Origin of the sequence: Limosilactobacillus caviae (genome assembly GCF_014635905.1) — a bacterium.
Taxonomy (GTDB): Bacteria; Bacillota; Bacilli; order Lactobacillales; family Lactobacillaceae; genus Limosilactobacillus; species Limosilactobacillus caviae.
In genome coordinates, this window is record NZ_BMDS01000006.1 from 1 (window position 1) to 13,619 (window position 13,619).

The window sequence follows — 13,619 nt, forward strand, 5'->3', positions numbered from 1 at the left end:
AAGTTAAGCTTCAACACGCCGAAAGTAGTTGGGGGATCGCTCCCTGCGAGGATAGGACGTTGCCACGCAAACTAGAACGTGGACCGGTTAACGATTCGCGTCTTTTATTTAATGACAGTTTCTGTTATAATTAACAAGGAATTGTTATTATGCTGACTTAGCTCAGTTGGCAGAGCACGTCACTAGTAATGATGAGGTCGGAGGTTCGAATCCTCTAGTCAGCATAATTTAAGAAAAGAACCACTATCTAATTGGTAGTGGTTCTTTTGCTTTTCTAAATTAGTGCGATAAGGTAAATTAAAATAGCAATTACCAACATTCCCCACCAGGTTAAGTGGATTTTTATGTTCACAATCTTATTTCTCCTTGGTTATTAAAATATTAACTTTTCCATTTTAATAAATTATTGTAGTTTTGTAAAATTATCGTAAGCAGTCAATAACAGTACGTATTGAAAAAAATAGGGTCATGAGCTACCAACATGGTAATTCATGACCCTGTCATTATTTATGGCATTCTGCTTGAACTTCTTTTGACCATGGTAAATAAGTAAGCAGTCATATTGATACGTCTAGCCCTGGCTACTCCAAATCTCCTATACTGAGACTATCATCAGTTTGATATATCAAACTTGGTCGCGTGTTAAAACGTATTAAGATACCTTAGATTTGAGTAGTTTTGCTCAGCTTAGGAGAGTATAAATTGCTCTTTGATACCGGTCTTTTTTGTTACCTTGAATTTTAGTACTTGTTTAAAAACAATCAGGCACTGTATCAGTTAAATGGTAATTATAAGAATTTGATAACCAAATTAAAACTCTATACGGATCAAACTGGACGAGAAATGGGGAGCACTTCTGTTTAGCACCTGGCCCAAAGTTATTTAAGCTCGATATTAACGGTAATAAAAAGTATCAGTTCACCCAATAAGGTAAGCTGGTACTAATTAATTTATAATTATTTTGGGAAGCGCAGAGTTTGCTCAAACCAGTGATTTTTAGAGGAAACATAGTGCTGAATCTCTGGATAACGGCTTAGGATCATTCGTAAATTCTTTAAGCTCAATCCATGTTGGGATTCTAACTTAGTCGAACTTTCAAGGCTTGCCAGGTTGACCGTCGTTGGGAGCGTGGAATTACCAATAATTAAATATTGATAATCGCCTTTTTCAAATAAGCTAACATTTACTCGCTTAGCTTGCGACTTTGCGGCGGCATGGATAGCATTATCCAGTAAAATTGAAAGGATCCGAATCAAATCTAGTGAGTTAATGCTACTATGAAACTTAAACGGTTTTTCTACTTCAATCTGCATTTGAACGTCATCTTCTTGAGCTTCAGCATACTTACTAAAGAGCAGGCTCTTGATGTCCGCATCTTGGACGTTTGCTAGATGACTAATTGTACTGTGTTTTTCGGTAATGCTGAGCTTTGATGAATTAAGCATTTCATCAAGTAAGGATTGGGCATATTGAAGGTCATTCAGCTTGAATGATTCGGCTAAAGTATATAGAATATTTTTGTAATCGTGCCGAAATCTTCGCAAATCGTCATAGAGAGTTTCAACATAGCTGGTATACGTTTGCAGGTTCGTTAGCTCACTAGTCAACAGTTGGTTATCCTGCTGGTAAGAGTAGTATTTACCGGTAATCCACATGGTAAATAGTAATAATACAATGTAACTGACAAAAACTCCGGTGATCACTGGTGAAGGTAAGATAAATTGGTGATACAGAACGACCGAATAATCAAAGAAATTAATTATGAAAATACTAAGGGCCACTCCCCAGGTCCAGATATAGTGATAGGGAACAACAGTTGCAAAGTACCGCTTTGTTAACTTCTGACATCCATTGATGAACCACCAGCTAATGCCAAAGATAAGCAGCTCTTCAAAAAAGTCAAAATTATTAGCAATCCAGGAGTGCATAGATGGGTCCCAATGGTGGATTATGTGCATGATGATGTTGGAAATGAGGACAGTTAAAATCGTAAAAATAGCGTAAGGGTAAAGGTAGAAAGCGGTAATTTTAGTTAATGAATAATGATATTCCACTATTGTTGTCAAATAAATGAGCGCAATAGCAATTCCACAAGTGATAATGTCATTAATAACTGCGGTGGAATCGATAAACATTGTCATAATGGACATTATTACATAAATGAAAACTGGCACCCGAATCTTACTAACGTGTTGAAAAAGCAATAATTTTGCACTTGCAAGGGTGATGGAATACAGCAGGATATTCATAATCCAATAGGCAATTGGATACTGTTGAAACTGCTGAAATGGGTTAGCCAAAGCAAAATAAGTCATGTTAACCTCCGGAGGTGAAATAGATAGTGAAATACAGCAAAACCTGTCCTTACTGTGGGATAGATAATTTTAGAGACGCCCAGTTTTGTCGGAACTGTGGACAACAATTGCCGAATCCCGATAACTACTTTATCAAAAAATCAAGTTTGCTATTTAAGCAAAAATGGCCACTAGGCTTGGCATTAATGTTGATTATTTGTGGCATGATTTGTGTTACATATCTCTTTAAAAAGAATGATCGAGTTAATATCGTGGCATCGCAATACCAGCCATATGAATTACAACTTTTTGATCAGCGTGGCAGTGAAGTAGATAAAGTTTATCTTACCTTCAAAATCACTAAGAAGAAGGAAAATGTGTACCACGGTAAAGTAATCTTCCTTACGCAATCACAGGCATCGAATGCTACTGGGCCCAATATTAGTAAGTATTTTCAAAGAAATACCAATTATGCAATGGTTTTTGATAGTAACAAGTATCAACTACGATTGCAGATGCCAACTGGACAGATTATATTAAAAGATTTTTATGGCGCTAAAAAAACCACAAACGAACGAGTGGTTGAGAAAAAACAGAACTATCATAAGTATACGTTAAGGATGCTCGAGACATCTCCTTAAAAAGATCCACTACCAATTGACTTGGTTAGCTCGAAGCCGACTGATAATGGCCCTAGTTTTAAGCCGCGAGATGGGGATAGTATCTAGAGTGTTTTTGAAATGGATTAAATGGGTTTTAATATCGATGGTGGTGATGTTCTGTAAATTTACCACAAAACTACGATGCGCCCTAAAGAAAAAGTGACTTTGTTCTTCAATGCTTTTTAGACTGACTTTAATAAGCTGTTGGCTATCTTGAGTGTGAAGGATCGAATGTCGAGTATTACTGGGTGCGCTTTGAAAGAACAAAATAGTTTCTAACGGAACATTAATAAAGCCAATACTAGTAGGAAGTGTCAGTGATTCGGAGGGATCCTGACGCTTCTTTTCTAATATCCTGGTAAAATCCCGCTTTAAATCAGCTTCAATACTATTATGACCTTTTTCAATAAAATCAAGCGCTTCTACTTGATACTTGTACGTTGTTAGGAGAAATTCATCATGAACAGTGAGAAAGATAATGGTAGCGAAATGATCATGCTTCCGGATGATTTTGCTTAAAGCTAAGCCAGCTTTTTTGTTGCCATGAATCTCTAAATCTAAAATGTAGACATTATCAATACTCGGTTCTGGCAAGTGAAGTTTTAATTCGTGATCATCGCTAAAAGGATGAATGGTGGTTTGGGTATTAATATCTAGTTCATTACTGATATTGATGATGAGCTTATGAAGTAAGTGCTGTTCTTCAACTTGATCTTCAAGAATATATACATTGATCATGAGGCAGTATAAGTGCTCCTTTTGTCCTTAGTCTTTATTAACATTTTAAGGTACTACAGTAACCATTTACTAAAAATAATTTAAAATTTTCATTTGAGTGCAATATATGACCATTCAGTACGACGTCCCAATTTGTGAATTTGTATAATGTGTTCTGTAAATATAAAATTCGCTTGAGGGGGATTAATTAGAAATGAAAGAACATAAGAAGCTCTACAAATCTGGTAAGTTATGGATGACCGCTACTGTAATGGCCTTAGCTGCTGGTACAACTATGGCTACGACCACTGCTCACGCTGACGCTACACCTGCTGCTAATACTACCAGTGAAACACAAACCGCTGATCAAGTTGCGCAACAGGAGCAAAAGGTTAATGCAGATCACGACGCTGTCAATAAAGCGCAAAATGCAGTTGATGCCAGCAAGAAGGAAATTGATCAAGCTAGCCAAGATCTGCAAAAGGCTCAACAGGATCAACAGAATGCGCAATCACAAGTTGATGCTCTAAAGAATTCTTCGATGTCATCTGATCAGGCGCAATCAACAATTGATTACCTGACTAAGAAGGCTAACTATTATCAACAAGCTGATCTTCAACGCAAGGAGGAACAGGCTCAAGGTAAGATTACTAATCTACAAGACCAAATTAATGATTTAAATTCACAAACTGAGACTGCAGAAGTGCCTAATGGTCGGATTGATAAGAGTAAGTCATTATTAGAAAACGTTGCAAGAAACAACCTTTGGGATAACTACTATGATTCTAATATGAATGCTTCAACCTGGAATAAAAATGTCGTTCCTAATAACATTTATGTTAGTCCAGACAATAATAAGGCTCAAGACTATGGAACAATTAGCCCTAATGGTCGTTTAACAAGTCAAATTGGTAGTGAATACCAGCCATACTTAGAGATTGATAAAATTGATAAATCTACAGGAATGACTGAGGACCAAGCACGGGAATTATCAATTCTGCTAATCAATGAATTAAACCATGCCCGGGCGCAACGTGGGTTAGCACCTTTTGTGATGACTGAAGAGCAGTTTAAACGAGCAATGGCCCGCGCTGCTCAACCATCAGCTGCTAATTTAGAACATAATGAAAATGATATGGATAATGTCCTTGGCAATTGGCATTCAGAAAACCTATCAGGACTTTTTTCTGAGAGTGACATGATTAGTCAGTTTGAATGGGCGAATGATGCGGTTTTATCAATGCTAAATCGGGACGATGATTCTAATTGGGGGCATCGAGACAATTTCCTAGAAGATGGTAACTATAATGTTGCATTTGGTTTTAAACGGTTAGCAGACAGTAGCGACGGAGACTATGTCTTAACGTTCGATACTACTTATGCTACAGATGCCGATAAAGCCAATGATTTAGTAACTAATACGATCAATAATTACGCTGCTATGGGTCCGACTAAGGATGCTACAGCCAATGATCAAAAATTAAATAGTCAAATCAGTGACTTGAAGCAACAAATTAGCACTCTTCAAGATACCATTAAGCAATTATCAAATAAGGAAGATAATTTACAATTTGACGCTAGTTACTTGAGTAAGGCTGAACAAGACCAGTACAACGAAGCTAAGGCGCAATTAAATTCTTCCCAATCATTGGCAGATGCGCAAGCCAAATTACAACAGGCCGCTGAAACTGTTAAGAAGGCTCAATTAACTAAGGATAGCTTAGAAGGTCAATCTGCAACCTTACAAAATCAACTAGATAATGCTAAAGCTACCTTGGCTAAGGACCAAGAACTCCTTGATAAAATTAAGACAGCTCAACAGGGAACAGACCTACAACAAAAAGATAATGAAAAGTACACTAACTTGGAGCCTAGTTTAATTATGAAGGTTAACGTTACGGCTTGTGATACTAACATTCCAGCTCCAAAGCTGTCTAATGATGCCTTTATTAAGGATACTAATGCTAACACGGCTTCAGCGGCAACGTTTATGGTACTTGCAACTAATGGTACTTACCCAGAAGGCACTAAGGTTGAATGGACCAATCTAGCAAATGTTCAAAAGAATGCCCAAAATGCTGGAACTTATGATGAAGAGGTTATCTTAGACTTCCCAGATGGTACTAAGTCAAAGGCCTTTACTGTACCGGGTGTCTTAGTGGTTGCGGCTAAGCAAACGCCATCAACGGATCCAACGAAACCAGACAATCCTTCAACTGATCCAACTAAGCCAAGCACGGGTGATGGTACGCACACTACTGACCCAACTACACCAACTGAAACTAACCATACTTTGATGGTTCACTATATTGAAACCACTGGTTATACAGCCAATGGTACGCCAATTACAAAGGTAGTAGGAACTCAAACCTTTACTGGTAAAAAGGGTGATACTTTCAGTGGCAGTCAACTGAATATTCCAGCTGGTTATAAGTTGGCGATGGATGGCGTTAGCTACACCATTGGTGATCAGGATGAAACTAACAACACCCCAGTGGTTAGTGTTAACACGCCATCTGACAATACTAATCAACCATCAACGAATTCAACCACGCCAACCGATAACAAGACAAATGACCGCAACGCTGATACTCAATTACCAGCTGGCGCTAAGGTTGTGAATAACCAAGTTGTTGACGCTAATGACAACGTACTTGCTAGTTGGAAGGTAGTTAATGGCCTAGCAGTAAAGAACACTGACCAACCAATCATGACCCGTGAAGCTTACAAGGCTCAACAACAATCTAAGAACAACGCTAAAGTATTACCACAAACTGGTAACAACGATAACTTAGCTGTGATGGGCTTAGGCACCGCAACCTTGTTAGGAATGTTTGGCCTTGCTGGCGTAAATAAGAAGCGGAACTAATTAAGATTTAGAAACTTGGGTTGCTTGCGTTAAAGAGGCTTTTATGTTTTACTTCGCCCAATGCATTTCTCCCAATCGGAGTATCTAGGTAGAAGAGTTACTGTCTTACTCTTCTGCCTTTTTTAGTAGAAAGGATTTTGAAAATGAAATCGGTTGATGGAACAATGATTAGTGCAGTAATGGCATTTATTGCTTCACTAATCGCATGTAATTTGGCATTTAAGGGCAAGATTCATGAAGAGAGTGGTTGGCGAGAAAAACTACTGAAACTTTCCCATGCTGAGCTGATTAATAAAAGAGAATTGATCCAATTACAATCTTTTGTTAATCCTTTAGCTCAGTTTGATGGCCTTAAAAACCTAGATGGTTTGATCAATAAATTTTGTCAAGACGAACAAGCTGTTGTTAAAAAACAGGTGGTTATTTGCCGGATAAAGCAGCGGAGCAATTTCGACTTCTATGTAGGGCGTTATTGAAACATGACTGGATTAATCAAACAAAAGTTTTCGGATTCAAATGGTATAAGCAACATAAATTAACTAAACAATTAACTCAAAAATTTTTTAAGGATTGGATAGTTATTACAAAATAGCTAAAATACCAGTACAGACTCAAAACAGCTGTACTGGTATTATTTTTAATCTAAATTGTTGAATACTTCCTCCATCGTATATAGCCCCGGTTCATTAACTGCTTGTTGCAGCTCTTCTAATAACTTCATACCATCATTGTACTTCTTAGTGTTTGACACAATCATCACCTCTCTATTTAGTATGAACGCTGCTAAGCGAGATGAACAGCAAAATATATTTTAAAATCTTTTCCTTAGAATAATGATGAAAACAATAATCTACAGTTATTTATTATCGAAAAATCTGCCAGCAAGTTTACCAAGATACTGGATTGCTTCCTCCTTTAAGTATCGAATTGTTAAGTGTCTACAAGGTTTTGCATTTTAGTGGTAAGCATGAATTTAACCAGTTGGTAGACTATTTGGCTCGTGGAGTAAATAATTTTGAAAAGAGCGGTGCAGATTTTGCTGCTTTAACAGGGATTACACCGCATGTGGTGTTTGATCAACTTCAGGCCAAAGTAAATTTACCGTTGGTTTCAATACCAGTTGCCCTTTGTGATTATGCTAAGGAACAGCATCATGAGCGACTAGCTCTTTTAGGAACGGCACCAACAATGTCTCAACATTTTGTCCAAGACGCCTTTAAGAATAGTGGAATCATCATTACTGTCCCACAAAAAAGTGAACAGGCTTATATTGGCGAAAAATCGAAAACGAACTAGAAAAAGGAATTGTTAAAGAAGAAACTCAGCAGCGTTTAAAACAAATCGTTGGTAGGATGGTTAATGATGACAAGATTGGTGGTGTCATCCTAAGCTGTACTGAACTACCGCTGGCCTTTAATGGTTTACAGCTGCCAGTAGAAACTTTAGATGCGATGGAAATCCATATCCAAAAATTGGTTAAAATGATTGAGTGTAAGTAGAAAAAAAGATGATTTAAATGGTTTGCCCAAACGGATTAAACGCTAATCATTGTTTCCTAAATACTTGGCTTAATGCCTCGAATCTGTGGATAAAGAAACAGATTGGAACCTATATAAGAGTGTAGACTAGTCTTTGATACCAGTCTTTTTTGTTACTTGAAATCTTAGTACATGGTCAAAAAATAATTAGGCCCGAGACCAACAAACGTTAGCCATATGAGAAACTAATTCTCAACAATTTAAGAGATATGGTGTTATATAGGTAGAGATAACCCAAAATAGTTTTAGTACGGGAATTCACAGTTTTTAGGCTAGGTACTAATCCATTATCAATTTAATTTGGTACCGGGCAAACCACTAGTGACTTACTATTTTTGAATTTGACGGATTACTGGCTAGCTAGGTTGGGTTATCCAGTCACCCAACGGTCAATGAATGACATGTTAAAGGAACTTTGTCGTCGGATTGGCGTTAATAATGGGGATCTGCCATTGAGTTGCTATACCCTTAGGACAACTTGCGGAACCAGATTGGCAAGGCTTGGTGATTACAGTTACGCCTGCAATCGCTTGGGTAATTCGCTAGCTGTCTATATGCGGTATTATGTGAAAACTTTTAACACTGGTTATAGTGGATTGATGGATCGCTACTTATCAATGTAAAAAAATAGCCGTGCAATTAGTTGCATGGCTATTTTTAGTAGGTGAGCTTGTTACCTTAATTAATGATATAATTACAAAATATTTAATTGAGAAAAAAGGGAACCCTTGATATTATTGAGTTTAGAGAAAAAATATTTAAATTGAGAAAAAGAAAATGTGGAGAAATAAAATGGAGAATTTCACTTCTGATGTCTTATTAGAACTTATTCAAAATGATAATGAATCCGAAACAATCGAATATAAATCTAATTTGAATGATACCGGTCAAATTTGTAAATATATTTCTGCATTAGGGAATGCTGCCATCGCTTCATTGAATCCGCGTGCTTATTTAATCTGGGGAGTCGAAGATATTACTAAAAAGATAATTGGAACAAAATTTGATCCATATACATCAAAAGCTCGTATTTTGCCTAAAGATGGTAATAAAAAGCGAATGAAAAATTCGAATTATCCATTTATTACTTATATTGAGGAAAATATAAATCCTAAAATTCAACTGGAGTGGAAAGAATTTAAGAATGTTCAAGGAAGAAGACTGGTTGTTTTGATTATTGATGTGACTCATATAAATCAGCCAATTAAGTATAAGGGTGTTGAGTATGTTCGCTCTGGTACATCACTAAAGCCGTTAAATGAGTTTCCGGAAAAAGAAAGACAAATTTGGAAATCGTTTGAATCTTCTAAGTTTGAAATGGAATTTGCCAAAACTAATGTATCATATCCGGACATAGAAAATTTGCTAGATATTAATTTTTACAAAAGAACTATAAATATGGATATTATTCATGAAAGTGATATTATTCAAAGTTTAATTGAAGATAATATTATTGTTAGTTCTGGAAATTCATTTGATATCACTAATTTAGGTGCCTATACCTTAGCAAAGGATATGAATAGTTTTCCTCACTTAAAGCGAAGGACAGTTAGAATTACTAAATATGAAGGTAACTATAAGACTGACAATGCAGTATACGATGCTATTGGTAATATGGGTATCATAGTTGGATTCCATAATATGATTGTTAATATAATGCGACATATTCCTTATGTTGAAGACTACACTGGTGGTATTCGAAATGATATTCCACAATTTCCGGAATTAGTTGTTCGGGAATTATTAGCGAATACGATTGCTCATCAAGACTTTACTATTAGTGGAATGAGACCAATGGTAGAAATCTTTAATAACAGAATTATTTTTAGTAATCCGGGTGTTCCATTGATTGATCCAATGAGGTTCTTAGATTTTCCTCCAAGGTCAAGAAATACAGAACTGGCTGACTTGTTGGGAAAATTTAAAATAGTTGAATCTCGAGGAACCGGTATTGATAAAGTTGTAGCTTCTTTAGAAGAGCATGAATTACCAGCTCTGGAAATACTTACGAAAGGAACAGATGCAACACAGGTTACAATCCACAGTAAAAAGCTTTTCAAAGATATGTCTCCAACTGAAAAGAATGAATCGATATATTGGAATGCCTGTTTGCATTATGTTAACGATGAACAAATAAATAATGCATCATTAAGGAAAAGGTTTAACTTAACTAGTAACGACAGTTCACTAATCTCTAAAGCTATTTCTAATGCAATAGAGGCTAATTTAATCAAGCTTTATGACGAAAAAGCAGGTAGAAAGTTTGTATCTTATATACCTTTTTGGGGTGTTAGTGTTCAAAATAGATATAAAATTTAAGGGAGATGGATCATGACTGATAAGTGTCGAGCTGATATTTTTATTTCTTACTCTTGGGGTGAGGGAAATGGTGAAAATTTTGCAACATGGTTAAACCAATTTTTGATAGAAAACTATGATGTTAATGTATTCTTCGACAAGACATCTACCCATCCGGGGTCCAATTTAAAAAGTTTTATGTCCGAAGCTACAAATGTAAAGTATATAATTTGCGTTTGCACAAATGAGTACCTTAAACGGATGGAGGTTGAAAGTAGTGGAGTAAAATACGAAGTGGATAGGATCAAAGTTAATCATGATTCTCATATAATTCCGCTGGTTGAAGCTTCAAAAGAGTTGCCAGAACCATTTGAAGATTTAAAATATATTAAGTTAGATATGAGTAATCCAACTAATCCAAAAAACATAAAAGCTTACTATGAACTACTAAATTATATATTTCCTGATGAAGTTAATCATGTATCAACAGAATATAAACGACAAGTGAGAAAAGTAAAAAACATAGATAAAATCAAGCATAGTTTAGCTTTTAATCCTAATGATAAAGGAGTAGTTACTCTTAGCTTAGATGTTAATGATGGTAAGGTTGATATTGGTAGAGGTAAACAGAAGTTCACCATAAGTTGGTCTAAGGGTGGCAATGATAGTGTATATATTTACAATGACTATATTGGTAATTGTTTGCATGTTTCTCATAATGCAAATAGCTTTAAGCTAACAAAAATGCCCATTGATTTAATTAGTTACTTTACCAGTTATAAGAGAGCACAATTAATATATAAAGGCGATAGTTTTGCTTTTATTAATAAGGATGATTTTATTTTAGTTGGTGAAGTTTTAAATATTGCATCTTCTAATATCAAATTTAAATACAAAATATTGCAACAGTAATGCCATTTTGAATTGGTTGAGTACCATAACGACGCTATTTGAACAAAGTTTCTGACCATGCATTTAACACATAATCTTAACACGTTTAGGATGAAATCCTTTTACACCAAGGGTTGAACTACTCTAAAAAAGCGACTTTAGTGAGCACTACAAAGAACACATAAGCCTGTAATACCAGCGATTATCGTTGGCGTTACAGGCTTTTTTCGTCGCTTAAATGGCTCTGCTTTAACACGTCTGTTAACACAGGCGGATGTTGGTAAGTGATTTTTGAGTGGCTGAAGTGGTGGGATTGCTGATATGGCAAGGATAGTCGCGTGTTAAAATGTGTTAAGAATATTATTTTTTAACTTCATTATTGGATTTGATGGAGTACGCATCTGCCAGTGCTTGATGAATAACATCTACATATCTTAGGTGTTTTTCATTATAAAATGCTAGTGCCACAAAGAAAATTGTAATCATTATTAAAATAATTAATCCGAACATAATAAAATATGTGGGTAATTTGGAAATGGCGCTAGTTATAGTGCCAATATGGACATTTTTAAAATGGATAAAGCTAACTGTAATATCTTCAGTAGCCCCAGCTACAGTGAAAATGAAAGCAATTGTGCTAACTAGAAGAATTGCCTTACCAACATTACTAAGTGTTACATTCCTTTGATATACATTCCTTGAAGATTTTACTTCCGTATAATGTTTGAGTGTAAGTAATTCGTTCATAGATAATCTTTGTAAACGACCTACTAATACTTCATATAGTGAAATAGTATTTATAGTGCCATTAGATCCATTTTCTTTTAAGTAGGAATCAATCTGGTTCTTGGGTGGGAGCACTTTTTTCTTATCAAGATATTTCAATAGGTCACTTAGGTAATCATCTTTCCAACCGATGTTATAAAATCTATCAGTATTATTTAAATTAGTATCTTCCCAACTATGCATTCTGTACTTATCTTGTAGTTTAGAAGTCCATTTATCTAATAAATCACTAAGAACATTGATAAGTTTAATTTCTAAGGAACTCAAAATATAAGAGCTAGACACTACGTAAAGAATGGAGAGCCAGGAGGAATTAGTTTTTAAAAGTGATAGTCCATATAATACTGTTAATATGAAGAATGATGAAATACCCCAAATCCAATGATTATAAAACCAACAAACTGTCTGTGTAACTTTTTCCATAGTAGCAATCACTTTCCTAACATTGTAATTTATTGTTAAGTATACAACTTAAGAAATGACATGGTTTTATTATTTAGTATCGAATATCGTTACTCTAATACTTAAATTAATTCATTGGTAATGATGGTGCTTGGAATGTTGATGTGTCAAAATATGTTAAAATTCGTTTGTTAATTAGTTATGTAGTTATTTTTTTAATTGGGTCTTGCTTTACACTTTATAATTTGATAAACTAATTTTCGTTGATTTAATGATGCTCATTTAACCCAGTCTCTAGAGTATGTCATTAAAAAATTCGAACCACACTCCTTTTAAACAAAGAAGAAATATATAACGGTCAGTTAATGATTAACGATATAAGCAAATTGCTTAATAAACTTTGACAAAGCAGAAGTTTATTACCTAGCTGAAAGGTAATCGTTTAGATGAAATAATTCAAAATACTTTAGATTGCCGTCACATCAGCTTTTGACCATAGTTTCTGACTATGCTTTTAACACAAAACCTTAACACGTTTAGAGTTGAATGTTGTCGTACCAATACCTTAGCTACTACAAAACAGCGACTCTAGTCAGCACTAGGCAAGATGATAGCCCGTTATAACGGCGTTTATGGTCGTTATAACGGGCTATTTTAGGCTTTTCATGAACATATATAAAGAATAATTAAAGAAACGCTGTAAGATAACTAAAATTAGTTTTACGGTGTTTCCTTTTTAATCAATATTTTATGAATTTATAGAATTATACATTTGTCCCCATTTTTCCATTTCAAGAATAACTGGTATTAAAGTCTTTCCAAAGCTAGTTAATCGGTATTCTGTTTTTGGTGGAATTACTGGATATATCTTTTTTTCTATAATTTTATCTGTTTCTAATTCATTGAGTTGTAAAGATAACATTCTTCGGGAACAATGAGGCATTTTCTTTTGTAATTCACTAAATCTACATACTTCATCTTTTATAAGGTGATATAGAATAACACTCTTCCACTTGCCGGAAATTATTTGTAACGTGCTTTCTACTGGACAGCCTTTACTACAATTGAAAATATGCCTTTGCAAGGCTAGCACCCCTTTCAAAGAATTAACTTATTTTATAATACATTATTCCCGGTTGTGTTGCTATTAGGGAAATAATTG

The 13,619-nt window shown here is 35.2% G+C and carries 11 protein-coding genes and 1 tRNA gene; 8 read left to right on the top strand and 4 right to left on the bottom strand.

What is annotated here, in order from left to right:
• Positions 1–151: 151 nt before the first annotated feature.
• Positions 152–224 (top strand) — tRNA-Thr (locus IEU90_RS08530).
• A gap of 732 nt (positions 225–956) precedes the next feature.
• Here the strand turns inward: IEU90_RS08530 and IEU90_RS08535 are convergent.
• The gene (locus IEU90_RS08535; protein ID WP_153710431.1) at positions 957–2,315 is read right to left on the bottom strand and encodes a sensor histidine kinase; all 1,359 of its coding nucleotides are present in this window, start codon (positions 2,313–2,315) and stop codon (positions 957–959) included.
• A 251-nt stretch (positions 2,316–2,566) separates the two neighbouring features.
• On the opposite strand from IEU90_RS08535, the gene IEU90_RS08540 reads away from it, so the two are divergent.
• Entirely contained in the window at positions 2,567–2,935 is a 369-nt protein-coding gene (locus IEU90_RS08540) for a hypothetical protein (protein ID WP_188358014.1), read from the top strand.
• Between the two features lie 9 nt (positions 2,936–2,944).
• On the opposite strand, the gene IEU90_RS08545 is transcribed toward IEU90_RS08540, so the two are convergent.
• Positions 2,945–3,694, bottom strand: coding sequence for a LytR/AlgR family response regulator transcription factor (locus tag IEU90_RS08545; RefSeq protein WP_153710433.1), 750 nt, complete (start codon positions 3,692–3,694; stop codon positions 2,945–2,947).
• Positions 3,695–3,887: 193 nt separating this feature from the next.
• Between IEU90_RS08545 and IEU90_RS08550 the strand changes: the two genes are divergently transcribed.
• The 6 genes from IEU90_RS08550 (at position 3,888) to IEU90_RS08575 (ending at position 11,290) form a co-directional block, all read left to right on the top strand.
• Positions 3,888–6,542 (top strand): SEC10/PgrA surface exclusion domain-containing protein, encoded by a 2,655-nt coding sequence (locus tag IEU90_RS08550; protein WP_188358015.1) that lies wholly within the window; start codon positions 3,888–3,890, stop codon positions 6,540–6,542.
• Between the two features lie 143 nt (positions 6,543–6,685).
• Positions 6,686–7,018: a hypothetical protein gene (locus IEU90_RS08555; RefSeq protein ID WP_153710435.1), complete on the top strand. Its 333-nt coding sequence runs from the start codon at positions 6,686–6,688 to the stop codon at positions 7,016–7,018.
• 505 nt (positions 7,019–7,523) lie between these two features.
• Complete coding sequence (locus IEU90_RS08560; protein WP_371868231.1) at positions 7,524–7,838, top strand: aspartate/glutamate racemase family protein; 315 nt, start codon at positions 7,524–7,526, stop codon at positions 7,836–7,838.
• Between the two features lie 44 nt (positions 7,839–7,882).
• Positions 7,883–8,041: a hypothetical protein gene (locus IEU90_RS11525; RefSeq protein ID WP_231794296.1), complete on the top strand. Its 159-nt coding sequence runs from the start codon at positions 7,883–7,885 to the stop codon at positions 8,039–8,041.
• A gap of 831 nt (positions 8,042–8,872) precedes the next feature.
• Positions 8,873–10,399: an RNA/DNA-binding domain-containing protein gene (locus IEU90_RS08570; protein WP_188358016.1), complete on the top strand. Its 1,527-nt coding sequence runs from the start codon at positions 8,873–8,875 to the stop codon at positions 10,397–10,399.
• A gap of 12 nt (positions 10,400–10,411) precedes the next feature.
• A complete protein-coding gene (locus IEU90_RS08575; RefSeq protein WP_153710438.1) occupies positions 10,412–11,290 on the top strand; it encodes a toll/interleukin-1 receptor domain-containing protein in 879 nt (292 codons plus the stop codon).
• 339 nt (positions 11,291–11,629) lie between these two features.
• Here IEU90_RS08575 and IEU90_RS11345 read toward each other — a convergent pair whose 3' ends face one another.
• Complete coding sequence (locus IEU90_RS11345) at positions 11,630–12,478, bottom strand: hypothetical protein (RefSeq protein ID WP_225431323.1); 849 nt, start codon at positions 12,476–12,478, stop codon at positions 11,630–11,632.
• A 727-nt stretch (positions 12,479–13,205) separates the two neighbouring features.
• The gene (locus tag IEU90_RS08585) at positions 13,206–13,541 is read right to left on the bottom strand and encodes a winged helix-turn-helix transcriptional regulator (protein ID WP_153710439.1); all 336 of its coding nucleotides are present in this window, start codon (positions 13,539–13,541) and stop codon (positions 13,206–13,208) included.
• Positions 13,542–13,619: the final 78 nt, after the last annotated feature.